The 12,065-nt window shown below is 76.6% G+C and carries 11 protein-coding genes; 6 read left to right on the forward strand and 5 right to left on the reverse strand.

The genetic code is table 11. The features are described 5' to 3' along the window. The first annotated feature begins 212 nt into the window (after positions 1–212). On the forward strand, positions 213–839 hold the full coding sequence (gene nth / locus IXW69_RS07775; protein ID WP_323745240.1) for an endonuclease III: 627 nt from the start codon (positions 213–215) through the stop codon (positions 837–839). Here nth and IXW69_RS07780 read toward each other — a convergent pair. The 4 genes from IXW69_RS07780 to IXW69_RS07800 form a co-directional block, all read right to left on the reverse strand. Then, positions 742–1,782, reverse strand: a complete 1,041-nt coding sequence (locus IXW69_RS07780) for an alpha/beta fold hydrolase (RefSeq protein ID WP_194785775.1) — start codon at positions 1,780–1,782, stop codon at positions 742–744. The genes nth and IXW69_RS07780 overlap by 98 nt on opposite strands. 36 nt (positions 1,783–1,818) lie before the next feature. After that, positions 1,819–2,142 (reverse strand): branched-chain amino acid transporter permease, encoded by a 324-nt coding sequence (locus IXW69_RS07785; protein ID WP_194785776.1) that lies wholly within the window; start codon positions 2,140–2,142, stop codon positions 1,819–1,821. Between the two features lie 332 nt (positions 2,143–2,474). After that, positions 2,475–3,914: a hypothetical protein gene (locus IXW69_RS07795; protein WP_194785777.1), complete on the reverse strand. Its 1,440-nt coding sequence runs from the start codon at positions 3,912–3,914 to the stop codon at positions 2,475–2,477. Positions 3,915–3,979: 65 nt separating this feature from the next. Beyond that, positions 3,980–4,999 (reverse strand): hypothetical protein, encoded by a 1,020-nt coding sequence (locus IXW69_RS07800; RefSeq protein ID WP_194785778.1) that lies wholly within the window; start codon positions 4,997–4,999, stop codon positions 3,980–3,982. Between the two features lie 132 nt (positions 5,000–5,131). Between IXW69_RS07800 and IXW69_RS07805 the strand changes: the two genes are divergently transcribed. Then, positions 5,132–6,178: a Fic family protein gene (locus IXW69_RS07805; RefSeq protein ID WP_407646552.1), complete on the forward strand. Its 1,047-nt coding sequence runs from the start codon at positions 5,132–5,134 to the stop codon at positions 6,176–6,178. Positions 6,179–6,359: 181 nt separating this feature from the next. On the opposite strand, the gene IXW69_RS07810 is transcribed toward IXW69_RS07805, so the two are convergent. After that, the gene (locus tag IXW69_RS07810; RefSeq protein ID WP_194785779.1) at positions 6,360–7,292 is read right to left on the reverse strand and encodes an HAD family hydrolase; all 933 of its coding nucleotides are present in this window, start codon (positions 7,290–7,292) and stop codon (positions 6,360–6,362) included. Positions 7,293–7,532: 240 nt separating this feature from the next. Between IXW69_RS07810 and IXW69_RS07815 the strand changes: the two genes are divergently transcribed. The 4 genes from IXW69_RS07815 (at position 7,533) to IXW69_RS07830 (ending at position 11,972) form a co-directional block, all read left to right on the forward strand. Next, positions 7,533–8,390, forward strand: a complete 858-nt coding sequence (locus tag IXW69_RS07815; protein ID WP_323745236.1) for a cellulose synthase operon protein YhjQ/BcsQ — start codon at positions 7,533–7,535, stop codon at positions 8,388–8,390. Between the two features lie 116 nt (positions 8,391–8,506). Beyond that, positions 8,507–9,679: a TadA family conjugal transfer-associated ATPase gene (locus IXW69_RS07820; RefSeq protein ID WP_194785781.1), complete on the forward strand. Its 1,173-nt coding sequence runs from the start codon at positions 8,507–8,509 to the stop codon at positions 9,677–9,679. After that, positions 9,676–11,103: a hypothetical protein gene (locus IXW69_RS11675; RefSeq protein ID WP_323745237.1), complete on the forward strand. Its 1,428-nt coding sequence runs from the start codon at positions 9,676–9,678 to the stop codon at positions 11,101–11,103. The genes IXW69_RS07820 and IXW69_RS11675 overlap by 4 nt, the downstream gene beginning before the upstream one ends. Further along, positions 11,025–11,972 carry an HAD family hydrolase gene (locus IXW69_RS07830; RefSeq protein WP_194785782.1) on the forward strand — a complete coding sequence of 316 codons (948 nt, stop codon included), beginning with the start codon at positions 11,025–11,027 and terminating at the stop codon, positions 11,970–11,972. The genes IXW69_RS11675 and IXW69_RS07830 overlap by 79 nt, the downstream gene beginning before the upstream one ends. Positions 11,973–12,065 lie beyond the last annotated feature (93 nt).

A 12,065-nucleotide genomic window follows, 5' to 3' on the forward strand; every position in this document is an offset into this window, starting at 1 on the left:
GGTCTCTCCGGTGCCCGGAGACGACCCACAGGTCTATCCTGCCACGGTCTGTGACCTGTGGCACGCCGTCGAGCATTGTAGTCTCGGAGTGCGCCAGGTCAAACGGCTGCGCGCTCGATCACGCTCTCGGAGGACCCGTGCCACGACGCTGCCAGGACTCCGCCCAGAGCGGCACCGCCGTCGGAACCTCGTCCGCACCTGACCCCGCGCTCGTGGCCCGAGCCGCGGCCGTCGACGACGAGCTCCGACTCCTCTACCCGGACGCCCACTGCGCCCTCGACCACGACGGCCCCTTCCAGCTCCTGGTCGCCACGGTCCTGTCCGCGCAGACGACCGACGTCCGCGTCAACACGGTCACGCCGGCCCTCTTCGAGCGCTACCCGGACGCCGCCGCCCTCGCAGGGGCCGACCGCGCTGAGCTCGAGGCCGTGCTCAAGCCGCTCGGCATGCAGCGAACCCGGGCCGAGCGGCTCCTCGGCCTCGGCGCGGAGCTCACGACGCGCTTTGACGGCGTCGTCCCGAGCAGCCGCGAGGAGCTCACCGGGCTGCCCGGCGTCGGGCGCAAGACAGCCAACGTCGTGCTCGGCAACGCCTTCGGTGTCCCGGCGATCACCGTGGACACGCACGTCGGGCGCCTCGCGCGACGCCTCGGCTGGACCGAGCAGAAGGACCCTCTCAAGGCCGAGCGCGACATCGCCGCGCTCTGGGACCCCGAGCGCTGGACCGACGGCTGCCACCGACTCATCGAGCACGGTCGCGCTGTCTGCCACGCACGCTCGCCGCGCTGCGAGGAGTGCCCGCTGCTCGCAGCCGGGCTGTGCCCGCAGGTCGGAGTCTGAGCGCGACGGCTCCCCAGGAGTTCTGGGCGAGGAAGGGCAGGAGGGCGTCGATGAAGCGCTCGGGCGCCTCGAGCTGCGGGAAGTGCCCGACGCCCTGCACCGTCACCTGCGCCAGCGGCCCTGCCACGTGGTGCGTGTCGCGGGCGTAGGCCTGCGCCGGCTGCACCGGGTCGAGCTCGCCCTGGATCGCCATGACGGGCACCACCACGCGGCGATCGAGGGCCGCGATCTCCGTGCGCGAGAGCATTGAACGACGCATCGTCTCCAGCGCGGAGTGCGCGGCTCCGGGCCGGGCCATGAGGGAGGCGTAGTAGCCGGCGGGCTCCGCCGCGAGGTCCTTGGTCCGCGGTCCCGCCCAGGAGCGGAGGATGCGGTCGACGCTCGCGCTCGAGCGCAGTCGCCGCTCGGCCACGACCGGCGCCTTGAAGCCGAGGTACTGGAAGGCCGCTCCGGACAGGGCGCGCCCCCGCAGGGAGCGGACGGCCAGCGGGTGCGGGGCCCCCACCGGCACGATGCCGTTGAGCATCTCGGCGTGCGTGCCGGCCATCGTCCAGGCGACCTGCCCGCCGATGCCCCCGCCGACGACGAGCGCCCGCTCGTGGCCGAGCGAGCGGACGACGGCGGCGACGTCGTCCGCCAGGGTGACGAGGTCGTAGCCGGTGGGCGGACGGTCGGAGCCGCCGAAGCCTCGCAGGTCGACGGCCGCGGTCCGGTAGCCGGCGTCCCCGAGGACGGGCAGGACCTCGTGCCAGGACCACCAGCACTCGGGGAAGCCGTGCAGGAGGACGACGAGCGGCGGCGTGCGGTCGGGCGAGCCCTCGTTCGCGGCGACCTCTTCGCCGAGCAGCGACTCGGGCCCTGCGAGAGCGACGTGGAAGCGCGTGCCACCGGCGGTGACGTCGCGGTGGGTCCAGGGGCCGGGGCGGTTCACGATGACGGGCACCGGAACACCCTAGCGAGGCTCGGTGCGGTCACCCTCCTACGCCAGGAGGAGGCTCGCGGCGACGTACACCGCGGTCCCGCCCACGAGGGACAGGCCGATCGAGCGCCGCCACAGGTGCAGCCCCGCCGTCGACGCGATCCCGGCGAGCGTCGGCACCCACGTGGCCGGGGCCGTCGTGACGTCGTCGAGGGTGTAGGCGACGAGCACGATCATGACGCCGAGGGGCAAAGTGCGCGCCAGGAAGGCGATGAGGGGGCTCTGCTCGCGGCCGCGCATGAGCACGAAGGGCGCGATCCTGCAGGAGAAGGTGATGATCGCGACGACGACGACCGCGACGGCGATCTGGCTGTTCGTGAGCATCAGGCGGCCGTCCTCTCGTGCCCGCGGCGCCACGTGTCCAGACCGATGAGGCCGAGCGCGAGGACGCCGAGGGCGCTCAGCAGCGCGGCGGAGCCGCCCACCGCCAGTCCGACGGCGCCGGCGACGAGCCCGATGGCGAGGACGGCGACGTCGGGGTGGCTGCGCCAGTTCTCGATGGCGAGGACGACGAACAGGGCCGTGAGGACGAAGCCGAGCAGGCTGATCCGGTCCCCGACGAGGCTCGCCAGCCCCGTCCCGGCGAGGGCGCCCGCCGTCCCCGGTGGGGGAGGGCGGGCGTGGGTCGGTGCGTGCGGGGGCGCTCTGCGCGGGCCTCAGGCGCGGCGGACGCGGTCGATGACCTCCTGCTCGCGGCGGCCGGCGCGCCGGGACGAGTGCGAGATGACGCCGACGAGGATGAGCGCGAGGCCGATGACGGCGAAGCGCCCCGTGGCGGCGTCGGTCCAGAAGTAGGTCGCCAGATCCGAGCCGAGGCTCGAGTGGTTCGCGAGGTCCGACAGGAACGGGGCCACGGTCCGGTTGGCCCAGTCCGGGACCGCGAGGCCGACGACGCCGAGAGCGAGCGTGATGACACCCATGATGAAGGAGCCGACGGAGGAGCGGCGGGCCGTCCACAGCGCGATGGCGAGGACGAGGGCACCGATCCCGAGCTCCACGGCGCCTCGGGTGTCGAGGCCGAAGCGGAAGGCCTTGACGGACCCGGCAAGGAGCGCCTGGCCGTGGTGGACGAGGAACCACGCGGCCGGGAGCAGCACGATGGACAGGAGGATGCCGGCCCAGTGGGCGCCGGCGCGCGAGGCCGGCTTCCCGACGACGCTCGAGCCGTCGAGGATGACGTCGTCGTCGGTGCGCTCGCCGCGGGCGGTCCTGGCAGAGGCCTCGGCGCCGGTGGCCGCGGCGGTCCCGACGGCGACGGCGCCGGCCGCGCCGGAGCCCGGCGCGATCGTGGTCGTCGGCGCGCCCTGCTCGCCGCCCTGGGCGGGGTAGGTCGACGTCGCCTCGACGGCCTGCGGGGCGGCCGCGGGCATCGCGGAGGTCGGGGCGCCGTCGTCGACGCGCTCGGCCGGGAGGGCGGTCGTCGCCTCGGCGTCGGTCTCGTCCTCCGTGCTGAACAGGGAGCGTCGGCGCAGGGCCGTCGGCGTGAGGGCCGCTGTGGGGACGTCATCGCCCCCGGTGCCGTCCTGCTCGAGGACGTCGTGCCCCTCGGTGCGGGCGCTGGCCGTGGGCTGGACCGGGCCGACCTGCTCGAGCGGGCCGTTGGTGTAGTCCCAGGAGCGCTCCGACTCGCTGGGCTCGCGCAGGGACTCGACGTCGAGGTCCTCGTCGGCCGCGAGGTCCGCGACGACGTCCTCCTCGATGATCGGGTCCTCATGGGCGGCTCCGCTCGCGGGGGCGTCCTCGTCCTCGACGCGCTGGCTGAGCCCGGCGAGCTCGGCGAGCTGCTCGTCGGTGTAGCGGCTCGAGCCGGTGCCGCCGGACGCGGATGCCGCGACGGCCTCGGAGGGGCCCTCATCCGCGGGGGCGCCGCGGTGAGAGGCGGCGTCGTCGGCCTCGCCCGTGAGCGCGGAGCCGTCCGAGGCGCCGGTGACGACCTCCGGGTCCTGCTCGGCGGCGGCGACAGGGTCGTCGTGCACGGCCACGACCTCGCCGTCGTCGGCGACGACGGGGGTCGGCTCAGGCATCTCGAGGGACTCACCCTGGGTGGGCTCAGGGAACCGGGTGTCGTCCGGCTGCGGGGTGTTCTCAGTGGTCACGGGGCCTCCTTCTCCACGACAACCGTAGTGGGAGGGGGCCCCTGCGGCGCGGAGGCGTGCCGCGCTCAGACCGTGGGCGCCTCGTGCAGGAGCCTCTGCTCGGAGGTGCGGCCCTGGCGTCGGGCGAGGTGCGAGCCCCAGCCGAGCGCCGACAGCAGCAGGCCGGTCGCGACGAGGCTGATGCCCGCCGGGTCCTGCGGGAGGAGGTCGCCGAGGAGCCCCGCCAGGGGCGTCCCGGGGAGCGCGCCGTGGAGGAAGGCGGGTAGGCCCGCGACCACGAGGATCGGGCCGACGGTGCGCACGCCCAGGGTCGAGCGTCCCGAGGAGGCCGCTGCGAGGAGCAGGAGGACCCAGGCGACGACCGCCGGGATCGCTCCCGCCGCCGCCGCGCCGTCGGGCCTGACGAGCTCGGCGTAACCGTCCTGGATGAGGACGAGGGCGAGCACCACGAGGACCGCGACGATGACGAGGCTGGCGACGTGGTCGTGCCGGCGCGAGGGGGGAGCCGTCGGCGTCGAGCCGATCTCACGGTCCGACTCGCCGAGGCGCGCGGCGGTCCTGGCCTCGGTCCGTCCGGCCCGGCGTGCCATGCGCATCCCCCACGAGCCGCCCGTCAGGAGCGCCGAGGCGATGAGGACGAGGCCGGTCGGGACGAGGAGCCGCGCCCACTCGAAAAGAGCGCCGTGACCGCCGTGGGCGGCCAGGATGATGACGCCCTGGGCGAGGAGGGCGACGAGGCCCGCGACGAGGCCGCCCAGCGAGGAGCGCCGCGCGAAGAGGGCCTGGGCCGCGGCCGCCACGACGAGCACGAGGGCGGCGTGGAAGACGGCCAGCGGCAGTCGCCCGGCCACGCTCATGCGTGCGGCGACACCGGCGAGCACGAAAAGCGCGGGGGCGAGGACGACGCCCACGCCCGCGACGGTGAGGTGGTCCCGACGGCGGCCGCGTGGGGCGACGGGCACGCCCCCGCCCGGCGTGGTCGGGCCGGACGTGCGGCGGCGCAGGGAACGGGTCGGGCGGCTCTGTCGGCCCCGCCCGGAGGTCTCGTTCGGCTCGGTCGCACTGGTGGGGGACTGCTCACTCACGGCGGAAAGCCTAGTGGCTGGGCCGAGCGGGCGCGGCGCGCCGGTGTGCTCGCGGGACCGACGCTGACCTGGGACGACCGCCCCCCGCCCGGGCGAGGGCCGGGCGGGCTCTAGGGTGGGACCGTGACGAGGATGGCAGTGAGCATCGGATCCGGGCCCGGCGGGACGCTGCCCGTCGGGGGCCCGGGCCGGGACGGCCGGCGGGTGCACGCCGGGACGGGGACGGGCGCAGCGGGCGCTCCCGGCACCGTCACGCCCCGCATCCGTCCGGGGGAGGGCGGTGGCGCCCGGGGAGGCACGGTCGGTGACCCCGCCGCCGACGCCCTGCGGGCCATCGCCGCCGACCAGCGCGTCGCCCACGCCGAGGAGGCGCTCCGCGAGGCCTCCGCCGAGCTGCGCTGGAACGAGGCCCTGCGGCGCCGGTGGCGCGAGGCCCGCGCCGAGTCCGCGGTCCGCGGGGCCATCGCCTCCGGCGGCGTCGAGGGCGCCGTCCTTCCGACCGCCGTCCTGCGCGACGCCATCGCCTCCCGCTCGCTCACCGAGGCCTCCACCGGCGACCCCTCGCTCGACGCCGTCGCCGGGCTGTGGCGCGCGGGCGTGCGCCTCACCGGCTGGATGCCCGACCTGCGGGGTGAGGGCCGCCCCGCCCAGCCGAGTCCCCGCACGCTCCTCACCGCCCTGCACCGCGACGTCGCCGGACCGCTCGCCGTCGTCGGCACGATCCCCCTCGACGACGTCGCCGCACCGCGCCGCGGGGAGCGCACCCCCGTGGAGGGCGGGCCGGGTGAGGCGCCGGTCGGGGAGGCACTCGCCGCCCGCCTCGACGGGCTCCTGCGGCTCATCGACGCCCCGGGCGCGCCGGCGCTCGTGCGCGCCGCCGTCGTCCACGCCGAGATGGTCTGCGCGCGCCCCTTCACCGCGGGCAACGCCGCCGTCGGGCGTCTCCTCGTGCGCCACCTCATCACCCGCGACGGGCTCGAGCCGACGGGCGTCGCCGTCGTCGACCAGTACGCCGGGCGGGTGCCGGTCGCCTACGCGGACGCGCTCGCGGCCTACGCCAGCGGCACGCTCGACGGCGTCGTCGCCTGGGTCGTGTGGCAGGCCGAGGCGGTGCTCGTGGGGATCCAGGAGGCCCAGGCGATCTGCCGCAGCGTCCAGGCGGGCACGACGCTCGCCTGAGGAGGCCGCGCCCGGGTCCGGATCACGCGCCCGGGGCTGGACCACCTCACTGTGTCTGGACCACCTCACTGAGTCTGGACCGTCGGAGCCACTGGCTGGGCCGGTCCAGAATCAGGCAGGTGGTCCGAAACCCGGTGGACGGCTCGGAGCCGGCCGCGGCCGCGCTCTGCCGCCCAGGCGCTCAGCGCCGACCCGCCGCGACCGCGGTGGCCGTGAGCGCGGCGACGCCCGTGAGCACCCCCGTGTTGACCACGAGCTCCCACCGCAGCGGGAGGACCGCCGAGGGGATCGCGCGCACGGGAGCGAGGTTCGGACGCGGGATCGTCGGCTGGAGCGGACGGCGCAGGTTGACCGGCCGCTCGAAGTCCCGCACGGGCCAGTCCAGCTGCTCGGCGAGGCGCCGCAGCTCGCGGTCCGGGTTGACGGCGACGGGGTGACCGACGGCCTCGAGCATGGGACGGTCCGAGATGGAGTCCGAGTAGGCCCAGGAGCGCGCCAGGTCGATCCCGTGCTCGGCGGTGTCCGCCTCGAGGGCCTCCACCTTGGCGCCGTGGAGGAGGGAGCGCTCGACACGGCCCGTGAAGCGGCCCTCCGCGTCGGTCTCGAGGCGGGTGGCGACGGCGCGGTCCGCTCCGATGAGCGTCGCGATCGGCTCGACCACCTCGATGATTGAGGCGGAGACGATGACGACGTCGTGTCCGGCGCGGTGGTGCGCCTCGACGAGGTCGAGCGCCTCGGCGTAGACGGCGGGCTCGATGGCGGTGGCCATGGCGTCGGAGACGACCTCCTGCAGACGGGAGCGCTCGACGCCGGCGTTGAGCGCGGCGAGCTGGTCCATGAGTCGGCTGGTGTGGTCCTCGTCCGCGCCGAGGAGGAGGTAGGGGAGCTGGGCGACGACGCCGCGTGCGAGGGCGGTCGTGGAGATGAGGCCCGAGCAGTGCATCGGGGTGCCGAGGGCGAAGGTCGTCGAGGTGGCGAGGACCGTCTTGTCGAGGTCGAGGTAGGCGGCGGTGCGCGGGCGGGGAGCGGTGGCGTCTGAGGACTCGGCTGCTCCGGTGGCGGCGGACAGCGGATCGGCGGGGGCCGTGGCGCCGGGCGTGGCGGCGTGGGTCATCGGTGGCCTCTCCTCTGCTCGGGCTGCGGACGCCCCGCCGGTGCGGCGTCCGTGACAGGGGAATGGTATCGACCACCTCGCCCCGTCGGCAGGGGGGCGTGCGAGCTCAGCCACGGGGCGCGGCTCCCCAGGGTGCCGCCCTGCCGAGGTCGCCCACAGCCCCCGACGACGTCGCCGCACGGGCCGTGCCCCACCGGGCAGTCTCGACGGCGTCCCCGACCAGCTGCCCCAGGAGACCCCGTGCTCACCACCATCCGCCCCAGCGTTCGCCACGCCCAGGCGCCCCTGACCGACGCACCCCCTGGGCCCGCCGACCACCCGCCGACGGGCACGCGGCCTGCGGCGCAGGTCGTCGCGCTCACGGGCGCCGTCGGCGGGCTCGGCGTGAGCGCCCTGCTCCTCCACCTCGCCCGTGCCAGCGCGGCACTCGGACGCCGCGTCGCCGTCCTCGACCTCGACCCCGCCGGCAGCCTCGGGCTGCTCCTCGGGGACGTGACCCGGCCCGGCCTCCGCTGGGCGGACCTCCCCGTGGACGAGACCGCCTTCCGGGCCGATCTCCTCGTCGCCGCCCTGCCCACCTGGATCGGGATACCGGTCCTCACGGGTGACGAGCGCGGCGGGCCGCGGCGGCCGGAGCAGGCGGGGCCCGCGCTCACGGCCCTCGCCGAGGACCACGACCTCGTCCTCGTCGACCTGCCCCGTGGCGCCGACGCCCCGCCCGGAGCACGCGTCCTTCTCGTCACCGGCGCCGACCTGCGCTCGGCCGTCGCCGCCCAGGCCCTCTCCGGCCGCTACGGCGAGCCGGAGGCTCTCACCCTGCCCGGGACCGGCGCCGAGCGTCTCGGCCTCGTCCTGCGGGACGGCTCCCACGACGTCGATGACGCGGACCTCGTCACCATGACCGGCGCCGACGTCGTCGCCCGCCTTCCCACGGACCGCTCCGTCCCGCAGCACGCCGGCCGCGGGGACGACCCCACGCGCGGACGAGGAGGCGCACGGCGCTGCGCCCGCGCGCTCGCCGCGCTCCTCGCCGGGGAGCACGAGGCGGCGGCCCGCCGTGGCCCTGGTGATGACGGCGTGAGCCGGGGCCGGTCGTGAGCACCCGCGCTCTGCCGCTGCCGCGCAGCGGCCCGGGAGAGGCGCCCGGCACCCCCCGATCCTCCGACGGCCCCCGGGCCGGCGGCGCCGCGGGGACGCCGCAGCCAGGCTCGACGGTGAGCGAGCTCGAACGCGTCCGCAGCGCGCTGGCGCGGGGTGCCGACCTGACCGGCGCCCTCGCGACCGGGGCGGACGCCACGACCGGCACCACGGGCCTCGCCCGTCTCGAGGGGATCGTGCGCGCCGACGTCGAGGGAGCTGGCCCCGTCCTCCAGCCCCTCCTCGACACTGACGGCGTCACCGACGTCCTCGTCGGGGGTGGCGCCACCTGGATCGACCGCGGCGCCGGCCTCGAGCGGGTCGATGGCGCCGGGCTCGCCGAGCCCGAGGCTCGCGCGCTCGCCGTGCGCATGGCTGCTGCCTGCGGCCGGCGCCTCGACGACGCCAGTCCCGTCGTCGACGCCACCCTCCCCGGCGGCACCCGCCTCAACGCCGTCCTCCCGCCCTTGTCCACCGACGGCACCCTCATCTGCCTGCGCACCTCGCGCCGCCGTGCCTTCACCCTCGCCGAGCTCGCCGCCGACGGCACCCTCGCGCCCGGCCTCGAGACGGTCCTGACCGCACTCGTCACCCGCAGGGCCTCCTGCCTCGTCACCGGAGCCACCGGCACCGGGAAGACGACGCTCCTCAGCGCCCTCCTCGGTCTCGTCCCCACCACCGAGCGGATCGTCTGCATCGAGGAGGCCAGCGAGCTCCGCCCCGACCACCCCCACGTCATCCACCTGCAGGAGCGAGGCGAGAACGTCCAGGGTGTCGGGGCCGTTTCCATGACCGCCCTCGTGCGCACCGCCATGCGCATGCGACCCGACCGGATCGTCCTGGGGGAGTGCCGCGGGCCCGAGGTCCGCGACGTCCTCACGGCGCTCAACACCGGGCACGAGGGCGGCTGGGCCACCCTCCACGCGAACTCCCCGGCCGACGTCCCCGCACGGCTCACGGCCCTCGGCGCGCTCGCGGGCATGGACGAGCGGGCCGTCGCCGCCCAGGCCGCCAGCGCCCTCGACGCCGTCGTCCACCTCGTGCGCGTGCCCGGCCGACGACGCACCCGTCGCGTCGTCTCGTCCGTCGGAGTCCTGCGGCGCGAGAGCGGCCGCGACGGAGCCCTGCTCTGCGAGGACGCGCTCCTGCGCACGGCCGGTGGGCGGGTCGTCCCGGGGCCCGGCGCCCACCGCCTGGCGGAGCGGCTCGGGGGCGGAGACGTCGAGGCGGCGCTGGGAGGAGCCTCGTGACCGGCGACTGGGCGGTGACGGCCGTGCCCGTCGCGCTGCTCCTCGCGCTCGCGACGGCCGTCCTGCTGCTGCCCGCGCGGCGGGAGCGCCCAGCGACGCGGCAGAGCCGGTTCGCCGCCCCGGGCTCGACGAGCGACGACGCGGGTGGGAGCAGGAGTGAGGGAGGCCTGAGGTCCGCCGCCCGGGAGCCCGCCGGCGACCTCGAGGTCGGACTCGTCCTCACCGAGGTCGCCACGCTTCTGCGCGCCGGGGCCACGCCGCAGCGAGCCTGGGAACGGACGCTCGGGCGCGCGGGCGTCCTCGATGGCGCCCAGCCGGGTGAGGACGGTGTGCCGCCCGCGCTCCGCGACCTCGCTGAGGCGCCCGTGCCGTCCTGGGCGCCTCAGCGGGTCGTGCGGACGCCGTCCGTCGGTAGCAGCCGCGGAGCCGACGACGGCACGGGGCGGTGGGACGCGGCGCGAGCCCTGCACGCCGTCGGCACCGCAGGAGCGCCGGTGGTCGACTCTGAGGACGACGGTCCCGGCCGGCCCCGGACTCCTGGTCCCCTGCGCTGGACGTGGCTGCCGCCCGTCTCGCGCCACCGGTCCGGACCCCTGCCCGGCCTGCCGCTGCCGGATCCCGCTGTCGCCCGGCGAGCCCGTGCCGCTCGGGCCGCCGCACCCGGCGCCGTCGCCGCCTGCCGCCTCACCGCCGAGCTCGGCGCCCCGCTCGCCGGGATCCTCGAGACCGTCGCCGACGGTGTCGCCGAGGCCGGTCACGCCGACTCCTCGCGCCGCACCGCCCTGTCCGGTCCCCGAACGACGGCCCGGCTCCTCGCCTGCCTGCCGCTCCTCGGGATCGCCCTCGGCCAGGCGGTCGGAGCGCACCCGGCCGCGGTGCTCCTCGATGGTGGATGGGGCAGCGCCGTCGGCCTGCTCGGGCTCGGTCTCATGGCCCTCGGCCAGCTGCTCACGGCACGCCTCGTCCGTGCCGCCGAGGGGGAGGCTGACGCCGTCGACGAGGCCCTCGTCCTCGACCTGGCCGGCGCCGCCCTCGGCGCCGGCGCCTCGCTGCCCGGAGCGCTCCAGGCCCTCGGAGGAGCCCTCGACGAGGAGCCTCTCGCCGTCGTCGGGCGGGCCCTCCTCCTCGGGGCGTCCTGGGACGCGGCCTGGCGGGCGCCCGAGGACCCCGGATGGCACGAGCGGCGCGTCCGCCTGGAGCAGTGCCTGCGCCCCGGGTGGGAGGACGGCGCGTCGCCCGGACCGCTGCTCGCCGGCACCGCGCGCGCCCTGCGCGCCGGACGGGCCGCCCGGGACGAGGAGGCCGCCGAGCGCCTCGCGGTGCGCCTCGTCGTGCCGCTCGGCCTGTGCTTCCTGCCGGCCTTCGTCGCCCTCGGGATCGTCCCCGTCATCGCCGGCGTCGGCCTCGACCTTCTCGCGGCCTGAGCCGTGCCCGGGCACACTGGCGCCGTGAGCAGCTCCGAGTCCCCCGTCCCCGCCGGCCTGCGGCCCGCCGAGGAGGACGCCGCCCGGCGCGAGACCGGCGACGTCGAGCAGCGCTCCGTGCCGTCCTCCCTGTCGATTCTGATGGCGCCGTCCACCTCGGCGCCGACGTCCACGGCCTCCTCCTCGACATCGACGGCGTCCTGTCCGACCACCGCACGGCAGCCGACGCGGCCGTCTTCTCCTGGGCCTCCGCCCTCCCCGGCTGGAGCCTCGCCCCAGCCGAGACCGCCGAGCTCTGGGAGCGCCTCGACCGCAAGCACTTCCTGCGCTACCAGCACGGCGAGCTCACGTTCAACGGCCAGCTCCTCGCCCGGGTGCGGGACTTCGTCCCGGGCGGCGCCGACCTCGACGACGCCGGGGCCCAGGCGCGGATCGACGAGTACTACGACCACTACCGCGCCCGGCTCGTCCCGTACGAGGACGTCGCCGGCTTCATCGCCCGGCTGCGCGACGCCGTCGCCCGCCGTGCTGACGCCGGGGAGCGGCTCGCCGTCGCCTACGTGACCAACGGCGACGAGGACTCCCAGCGGACCAAGCTCGACGCCGTCGGCGCCCTCGTGGGGGACTGGCCCCTCATCGCCTCCGCGCAGGCCGGTGCCTCCAAGCCGGACCCGCGCATCTTCGCCCTCGCGTGCGAGCGCCTCGGCACCGGCGCCGGTGAGACCGTCATGGTCGGTGACGACCCCTGGTCCGACGTCGACGGCGCCACCGGTGCTGGACTGCGCAGCGTCCACCTCCGGCGCTCGGCGTCGGCACCCGGGCGCCCCGTCGCCACGATCGGCACGCTCGCGCGCCTCGTCATCGACTGAGCGCCGGACGTCCGCGGGCGGAGGCTCGTCGACTGCCGAGGACGCTGGGTTCCGTCGCCCGCGGGCCCGCAGCCGGTGGTGCCTCAGTGGTCA

This window comes from Actinomyces haliotis (assembly GCF_015355765.1).
Lineage (GTDB): Bacteria > Actinomycetota > Actinomycetes > Actinomycetales > Actinomycetaceae > Actinomyces > Actinomyces haliotis.

Excerpts from the sequence above, each read along its gene's own strand:
- IXW69_RS07805 (WP_407646552.1), top strand. The coding sequence starts at position 5,132 with ATGGCAGTGAGCATCGGATCCGGGCCCGGCGGGACGCTGCCCGTCGGG.
- IXW69_RS07785 (WP_194785776.1), bottom strand. The coding sequence starts at position 2,142 with ATGCTCACGAACAGCCAGATCGCCGTCGCGGTCGTCGTCGTCGCGATC.
- IXW69_RS07810 (WP_194785779.1), bottom strand. The coding sequence starts at position 7,292 with ATGACCCACGCCGCCACGCCCGGCGCCACGGCCCCCGCCGATCCGCTG.